Origin of the sequence: Pseudomonas defluvii, from assembly GCF_001695625.1 — a bacterium.
Taxonomy (GTDB): Bacteria; Pseudomonadota; Gammaproteobacteria; order Pseudomonadales; family Pseudomonadaceae; genus Aquipseudomonas; species Aquipseudomonas defluvii.
This window is the reverse complement of record NZ_MBPN01000176.1, coordinates 1-5,839: the sequence shown is the minus strand read 5'-3', so window position 1 is coordinate 5,839 and position 5,839 is coordinate 1. Positions and strand designations below refer to the sequence as shown.

The 5,839-nt window shown below is 56.4% G+C and carries 11 protein-coding genes; 1 reads left to right on the top strand and 10 read right to left on the bottom strand.

The window, feature by feature from the left end:
* Positions 1-124: 124 nt before the first annotated feature.
* Positions 125-412 (bottom strand): hypothetical protein, encoded by a 288-nt coding sequence (locus EKA13_RS25565; protein ID WP_010792726.1) that lies wholly within the window; start codon positions 410-412, stop codon positions 125-127.
* Between the two features lie 168 nt (positions 413-580).
* Between EKA13_RS25565 and EKA13_RS25560 the strand changes: the two genes are divergently transcribed.
* The gene (locus EKA13_RS25560; protein ID WP_010792727.1) at positions 581-1,402 is read left to right on the top strand and encodes a glycosyltransferase family 2 protein; all 822 of its coding nucleotides are present in this window, start codon (positions 581-583) and stop codon (positions 1,400-1,402) included.
* A 46-nt stretch (positions 1,403-1,448) separates the two neighbouring features.
* Here the strand turns inward: EKA13_RS25560 and EKA13_RS25555 are convergent, their stop codons facing one another.
* The 9 genes from EKA13_RS25555 to EKA13_RS25515 form a co-directional block, all read right to left on the bottom strand.
* On the bottom strand, positions 1,449-1,646 hold the full coding sequence (locus EKA13_RS25555) for a hypothetical protein (protein ID WP_010792728.1): 198 nt from the start codon (positions 1,644-1,646) through the stop codon (positions 1,449-1,451).
* 33 nt (positions 1,647-1,679) lie between these two features.
* Positions 1,680-2,345 (bottom strand): hypothetical protein, encoded by a 666-nt coding sequence (locus EKA13_RS25550; protein ID WP_010792729.1) that lies wholly within the window; start codon positions 2,343-2,345, stop codon positions 1,680-1,682.
* Between the two features lie 58 nt (positions 2,346-2,403).
* Positions 2,404-2,904, bottom strand: coding sequence for an Arc family DNA-binding protein (locus EKA13_RS25545; RefSeq protein ID WP_019438019.1), 501 nt, complete (start codon positions 2,902-2,904; stop codon positions 2,404-2,406).
* Positions 2,905-3,010: 106 nt separating this feature from the next.
* Positions 3,011-3,289 (bottom strand): DUF5983 family protein, encoded by a 279-nt coding sequence (locus EKA13_RS25540; protein WP_010792731.1) that lies wholly within the window; start codon positions 3,287-3,289, stop codon positions 3,011-3,013.
* Between the two features lie 60 nt (positions 3,290-3,349).
* Complete coding sequence (locus EKA13_RS25535; protein ID WP_010792732.1) at positions 3,350-3,919, bottom strand: hypothetical protein; 570 nt, start codon at positions 3,917-3,919, stop codon at positions 3,350-3,352.
* 23 nt (positions 3,920-3,942) lie between these two features.
* Entirely contained in the window at positions 3,943-4,407 is a 465-nt protein-coding gene (locus EKA13_RS25530; RefSeq protein ID WP_010792733.1) for a hypothetical protein, read from the bottom strand.
* A 20-nt stretch (positions 4,408-4,427) separates the two neighbouring features.
* On the bottom strand, positions 4,428-4,808 hold the full coding sequence (locus tag EKA13_RS25525) for a hypothetical protein (RefSeq protein WP_010792734.1): 381 nt from the start codon (positions 4,806-4,808) through the stop codon (positions 4,428-4,430).
* 82 nt (positions 4,809-4,890) lie between these two features.
* Positions 4,891-5,172 (bottom strand): hypothetical protein, encoded by a 282-nt coding sequence (locus EKA13_RS25520; protein ID WP_010792735.1) that lies wholly within the window; start codon positions 5,170-5,172, stop codon positions 4,891-4,893.
* 233 nt (positions 5,173-5,405) lie between these two features.
* Positions 5,406-5,839: hypothetical protein (locus tag EKA13_RS25515; protein ID WP_176717486.1), on the bottom strand; the 434-nt coding region annotated here is incomplete at its 5' end.

Sequence of the window (5,839 nt, the reverse complement as noted above, 5' to 3'; positions counted from 1 at the left end):
CCATTTGCTGTCATCCTTTCGAGGACGACAGCTTAAACTACCCCGTAGTCACTGTCTCAAAAGGTGGATCCACTATACCTGCTGTGCAATCAGTTCAGCTGCGGAGCCTGGAGCTGGGGTCCTCTTAACCATTGAAGTGCCCCTCGACTACATCAAAGCATCCTTCATGGGAGTAAACGTTCACGCTGTTGCCGTTGGGGAATGGCTCGCCCTGGAGGACGATTGCGCATCGCCAGTTTCCCGCGGCGGTGCGCAGAGTGTTCATTACTCGTCCACGAATTGTCGGTTTCAGCATGGACTTGTCATGAGGTGTGAAGATCACGTGGTCCATAGGCTGGACTGGACATTCAAGTGCTGGGACAACGCCGGAGGATTTCAAATCCCTGGGGAGGGTGAGGCTGATTTGCTGCATGTCATGGCTCCTATTTGGTCTAGCCATGATCAGGGGGTTAGGGGAGTGGCAGAAGCGAAGAGTGGTACACCGGGACCGCGAATAGGTTGGAAAACAGCACACCTACTTGGCGTGTAGCAACTAGGTAGTTTGTGGACACTTCCGTTGCCGGCCTAAGCCGGGAACTGAATGGGGAATACTGTGTTTCGACGCCTTTCTTATCTGATCGCTGCATGTGAGGCGGAGGAGTGGCTACCAGGGCTTATCAGCAAACTCCTGGGCCAGGATCACGCCAACGAAATCGAGGTCGTTCTCGCGTCTGATGATGGTGTCGACCTACGTACCAGGCTGCCTAGCGATCCTCGTCTTGTACATTGTCCGCCAGCATTTAGAACCGGGCCGGCCGCGGCGCGCACAAGAGCACTTGTAGCTGCGTCAGGAAGTCACGTTGTTCAGATGGACGCAGATGATGATGTATCGGATGGGTTCGTCGAGGCCGTGATCTCGGCTTTGAAAGTAACCCCTGCTGTCGCTCTAAGGACTGTGTATGTCCGAGGAGGGGAGGAGGTGAAGCGCTTTCAGTCCCCAACGCTGGAGCTGGGCTCACTGTTGGATTTTTATGGCAGCGTCATTTGTGCGGCTCCCAGGAACTGGATCAGGCTCTATCCAGCGGCGATTGCTGAAGACGTAGTTGCGAGCATCGCATTTTTGCACCTAGCGGGAGGGCGGCTGCCAGTAGTGGATGCTGACTACAGAGTGAGGCTCCACCCACACTCCTTCTGTGCCCAGAATGCTTGCTCCTTCACCTCGGCTTATCGGTCAGGAGTGGTTCGTGCGGGTTGGCTGGCACAGGAAGTCGGCTGCCCAGGAATTGAGGCTGCACTGATCCGAATGTACCGCTCGCGGATTGCCATGAGCCGGGCCTACGATACGTTCTTGTTAGGTGGGGGAGAGGGGGACTATCACGACTTTGTGCAACAGCACCAAAATCACCCGGTCATGCCTGCTTGAACGATTAGGGGAGTGTGGGGCTCACGCCCCACAAGAACATGCCCGCTTACCCTTCTTTACGCTTGCGGGCGGCCTGATCATTCAAGGCTGACAGTCCACCGGCGAAGAACGCGCAGATCAGGGCAGCAATGGAGATGCCGACGATAATGTTGGACTCTGCCCAGTGTCCGTACTCCACAACGAAGAATTGAAGGCCGGAAGCGAGTAGGACAAAGGCGATGACAGCGAGAACGCGCAGAATCATGGGGTAGTACCTCTGTAAGATTTATCGAAATTCTCAAGCCGCTGCCGGTGTGCCAGGAGCACTCTCGTCATCATTTTTCACCGCCTGCCTGACCGCCCCTTCGTAGAAGCTCAATGCATCGCCTAGCGCCTGGATTCGAGCCGCCACCCGGGCTTCCCACCCGCCACATCCCTCTGGCTTGGTTTTGAGGAGGTGCAACGTTTGGACAACGAGTTCGCTGGACGACAAGTGGTCAGAGTTTTGATAGGAGAAAATCATCTTGTTGCTGAGCAGCAGCGCTTCCATTCGGTCATCGCTCACCTCAAGAGGAACTATCGGACCTCGAAAAGCAGGGTCAGGTCGGTAGAACGAAGCGATGCCGGCTACAGGCACTGCAGGAGTGCTCGTTACGCGCATTGTTGGGTAGATGCTTTCTGCGTAGACCAGCAGCGACTCCGGTGATGCTTTCGGTCCAGCGATATCATTGCCCAAGCAAACCAATCCGTTGCCGTCATAGGTTGCGACCTGAAGCACCTCTTGGCCGTAGTCCATCCAAACGAAACCGGAGGATTTCTGCCGTGCAGCGATATCGATTACCCGCGCTGGGATCGTGTTGATCTCGACAATTGGCTGGTCATAGGAAGGGCCAACAACGAAGTTTCGACGGAGGGCAAGAGCGGCGCTTTGAGTGCGGGGGCAGATAGAGCGGGAGGATGACATGAGGTGGCTCCAGTGAGTGACTGGAGCCATTACCCCATGAGGTCAGGCGTGGCAGAACCTAGGCAGCGGATCGAGCTGGTTGATCGAGCAGTTGAGCTTGGAGTGCTCCTCCTTGGTCAATAATCGCTTCAAGCAATGCGTTCACCTGGCGCGAGACATTCACCCACCACGCCAAGGCTGTGAGCAGCATGCTGTGGACACTCACCTCATGGGATTTGGCTTGCTCTGCCATTCGGTCCCGAATGTAAGGGGTGTAGCGCAGCATGGTCGAAATCTTGTCCGAAGCCAGGCCGGGCTCTTCGGTGACGACAGGCAGTTTTGCCAGAAGCACCGCGACGTCCGCTTCATCAAGTTGAGAAATCAGCATCTTGCGGATCACTGCGCAGCGTTTCTGGTGGTCAAGCCAAGAGATGAGGCCCATGACGCATTCTGCATTCATGCTCCTCCCATGCTGTTGGGCGAGGTCGGTGAGGCCTTCATGGCACTGGCTGTTGAGGCGGACCATGACTTTGGGGGCGGTACGGGAGTTGCTGTCCTTGTTCTTCATCGCTTCGTCCATACTCCTACTTCTGTGGTACCACGGCCAAGGGTGGCCGTGGTACGCATTGTGCCGGTCGAGCTGGCGGAGTGCCCGCCAAACATCTGAGCTGTAATCCAGGCTGAACTTAGCTCTGGTCGTAAACGGCGAGTCCTTCCACGGTATCGAACTGCTCGTCCAGGCGCACCCATCCGAGACGATTATGCGTATTGAGCCAGTGGCGGATGTCGCGCAGAGCTTGCGGGACGGTCTCAGGCAGGTCTTCGATGTAGAGGAACATTCCGTCCTGGTACACCGCACATACCAGCCAATCATTGTCGTCGCCGTGCTTGGCAAGCACGTCGAAAGTTTCCTTGTCCAGGTGCAGGCAGGATAGGCGCGTGACTTGAATTGTTGGTGCAGGCATCGGGCTAGTCTCAGTTGTTGGTTGGAGAGCAAGGGTCTTGAAAACCTTGTCTATGGAGGGTCAGTCCTGAAGACAGGGTTCCTTCTCAATCAGGCCCCCAATCGCATCAGCCACCCGCTGTTCTGCAAAGCTGTCTTTCGGCAGATGCTCCCAAATCTCGTCGAGTAGAGGGATGCAGGTCTTGACGTACGTTGGCTCGTACTTCCGGGTGGCCCGGAGGTGGAGGTACAGCGCTGAATGAACCTCTGCGACCTTGGGACTGGTGGATGCCAGGTTGGCCAGAGCTACCTCGAGCAGCGGCCGCGAGACAAGGATTGTTCTTGGACCTTGATCACTTGCAAGAGATGCAGTGATCTCCGAGTGGGCTGCGAGTAGCTGAGCGTTCAACCAGTCAGGATAGGCTTCCCCGGGCGGGCAATCCTCTCTGCGGAAACCTGGAGTGAGGATGTCGATGTTCCGGGCGGTTTTGTCCATCACGGCTGCAGGGGCATATCCGCAAACCGCGAAAGCCTGATTGATCAGTGGAAGGTTCGAACCGAACAGAAGGAAATCGCCATCCTCGTCTTGGTTCATCGCATCCACCAGACCTTGAAGCACCTCAAGGGCCAAATTCGACTGCGTTGCATTCATTGCGAGTGGTCCTTGCTACTTGATCAGAGGTGCTGGTGGTGAATTTCTACGTAGCGCTGCAGGTAAGCCTGCTTGCGGGTGGAATCGAGGCTTGGGAAGTGAGACTGATAGTGCAAGCCAACCCACTCTTGAAGTGCTTCTTCGCCGCCTCCCACGAATGAGTCATTGGGGGCGTTTACGGTGATCTCGATGTGATCGCCGCTATCGTCGAGTGAGTCCTCGGTCTTCAGCGACATATTGGTCGTGACGAAGCCATGCGCCGCAGCGAAGCTTGCAGCCCCGGCATGGCAGGCGCATTGGCTGAGCCCATACTTCTTGGCATTGGGGTAGCGGTAGAAAAACTGAATTGCGGCTGCGCCCCGCAGCTTCTGGGTATCGACCAGGACCTGGGCAGGGCCATCGGGAGTCAGCACATAGGCTTCAGCCATGACGGCATCATCGAGGCCGTCATCAGTGTTGAAGACGAGCGTGATTGGCGTAGTGGTCATCATGCCTCCTCTGGAGAGTGTCAAGCAGCGAGGCGCTGCAACAATGCGTTCTGAAGATCGGTTTCGGCTCGGATCACGTCTCGGATCGCCACCCTGGACGAAGGGCGGATGAATACGTGCTCAATGGCGGAGTGGATCAGGAAGTAAACAGGCTCCCCGCGGTAAACGCCCTTCCAGTAGGTGACGTGGTAATCGTCCCGCAGACGCAGTCCACGCCCGTAACCGAGCTGTTGCTCAAGTTCCTCAAGGCCGGTGACGTGCTTCGCCAGCGATTTGAAGGTGATCTTGCGCGCAGCCTCGACCAAGTCGCTGATGGCTTGTCCTTTTGATCGTGCGGACTCGCCGTCATGAAGGTCTATGCACCGCGTGTAGTATTCAAACGCCTGGTTGCTGGTGGACATGGAGATGCTCCCTTATTGGATTGGAGACATCTTCAAGCGCGTCAGGGCGTGCCAGAACCCCAGGCGGCTGAGCCGGGGGGACTCAAAGTTGAGTGATCGTCTGGTTCTCCACCTTGAGCCTTCCGGCGACGTTACCTCGACCGGAAATCCGGATTAGCTCCCAAACTTCGGAATGACTCGAGCTACTGGCATCGTCATCCAGCCTGTCGCAACGACCTAGGTAGAGGTTTCGGCTACCCAGGAACTCGGCGGTAACGGACTCGGCCGTGCGCTGGATGAAATTTCGAACCTGGATGCGTTCGCCGGCGAAGTCCAGGGATGAACCATGCTGTGCCACATAGGCTTCGAGTTGTGTGGAAGGCATTGAAGCTCCGGATAACAGTACGTACTGGCGGTGGCCAGTGTTCCGATTGTGGGAAGGGATTCAAGTGAAGTGAGGGTGCTGAAATTCAAGGCGGCCCTCATCCCGATGAATATCAAGGGTGTGATTGAGGAGAGTTGGCCAGGTTTGGTGCAGAACCCGGCCATTAGGGGAGGGGAAAATGCAGGGGGCAACAGCACGCGCTTGCTGCCCAAATGCATGTCAACACGCCAGAGTTAGTCCCAGCCGGCGTGCTCCACGGCCTTGTTGAAAGTATCCGCGACCAGGTGGGCCAGCTCCTCGTGCGTGTCTGCCTTCGGATGCTGCAGGCCGTCTGTAACGATGGCCTTGTGTTGCCAGGCCCAGGCCTTGCCCTTGTCGGCGAAGATGATTGCGCGAGCTTCGGCGATCCAGAATCGGAACTCAGCTCGCACTTGCTTGGGATCGTCATTGTCCGGAACCTTTGGAACCACCCAGGCGGAGAATTGGCGACTCCGGATCGAATCTACCCAGCGGAGGTCGTCCTCGATGTCCATTCGGAACAGGTAGGTATCAGGCAGGACAAGCTTCTGTTCCAGGATCGATTTGATCTTTATAGTGGATCCACCTTTTGAGACAGTGACTACGGGGTAGTTTAAGCTGTCGTCCTCGAAAGGATGACAGCAAATGG